The organism is Porcipelethomonas ammoniilytica, assembly GCF_025567485.1.
GTDB classification, from domain to species: Bacteria; Bacillota; Clostridia; order Oscillospirales; family Ruminococcaceae; genus Porcipelethomonas; species Porcipelethomonas ammoniilytica.
Genome location: NZ_JAOQKH010000077.1, coordinates 1 through 1,234, shown reverse-complemented (window position 1 = coordinate 1,234; position 1,234 = coordinate 1). Strand labels below are relative to the sequence as shown.

The window sequence follows — 1,234 nt, the reverse complement described above, 5'->3', positions numbered from 1 at the left end:
TCTATGTAAAGACTGAGATATTCGCCCCGCGCAACGGGAAGATGTAAGTCGGGAACACCTGATTTAACACCCTGTAATTTTAGCTGTCTGCCCTGAATCTGAGAACATTTACGCTCGTTAGGAATGTGATACAGTAATTTCAGTTCCGGATATTTACGCCGTATACCAGGCTGCTGAGTCCATTTGATCACATTTATCTGATGCTGTGCTTCTGTCATAAAAATCAACCTCCCATTACTCTGTTTAATATCTGAGACGCTTGTAATTTAGTAAGACTGTCAAAGTCAATCTCCTCATTCCTGCATTTTCTTTTTATCAGATTTATTTGCTTGTCCGACGCAGGATAACGTCCCCAACGCTTGGCTTTTTCAAGATTCCAGATATATTCACTGTCGGAATAATTTTCATTTAATTCTGTGTACACCGTATCAATTGCACTTTGCATATCAGTTCGGCTGCCGTTATAGATCACGTTTCCTAGTTCGTCCGGGCAAGGTATAATCAGCTTTTTTCTTTCCGGAAGATTACATATCAAACGTCCGTCCGGCATCTGGAAAAAATTAATATCATGTAAATTATATTGCTGTTCCCGTGCCCACAGATTCACAATTTCAATATTTCTTATCCAGCTGGACGGCGTATCTGCCGCACGTTCAATTTTTTCAGGCAGTTCGAATAAATCCCCCTCAAGCTTATCCTGCTGTGCTTTTGAAATATTGCTGATATCTATTCCTAACAATGACGGCGCTGTGCAAAGGGAACGTTTTCCCGTAATTCCAACGCAATCGATCAGCGTTAATTTTTCCTTATCCGGATGAAGTCTTAAACCCCGTCCCACCATCTGAGTATATAAGCTGTCCGACTGAGTAGGACGCGCTATAATTACCGTTTCAACAAGAGGAATATCTGTTCCCTCGGTAAAAACCATACAGTTTATAAGACAAGGGATTTTTCTTTCGGTAAACGCATTAATGATATTCTCACGATTTTTTGTTTTTCCGGTAATAACGACCGAATCGGGGATTTTTTCAGCAATTGATTCAGCATGACTTACGCTTGCGGCAAATATCAGCGTTGCGCCTTTTGCCATATCCCTGTAAGCCTCTGCAATTGCGTCCTCTGTACCGCTCATGACTTCTGATAATTCTCCGGGCGCATAATCTCCGCAGCGTGTATGTACCGCCGATAAATCGTAACCGATATCAATTCTTTTGCAGTCAATGTCACAAAGATA

1 protein-coding gene and 1 pseudogene are annotated in these 1,234 nt (G+C 41.5%); both read right to left on the bottom strand.

The features are described from left to right. Positions 1-218, bottom strand: a pseudogene (locus OCV67_RS13315) (VRR-NUC domain-containing protein); the annotation flags it as partial. Between the two features lie 5 nt (positions 219-223). Next, positions 224-1,234 (bottom strand): helicase-related protein (locus tag OCV67_RS13310; protein ID WP_262644651.1); only part of this gene is annotated, 1,011 nt, incomplete at its 5' end.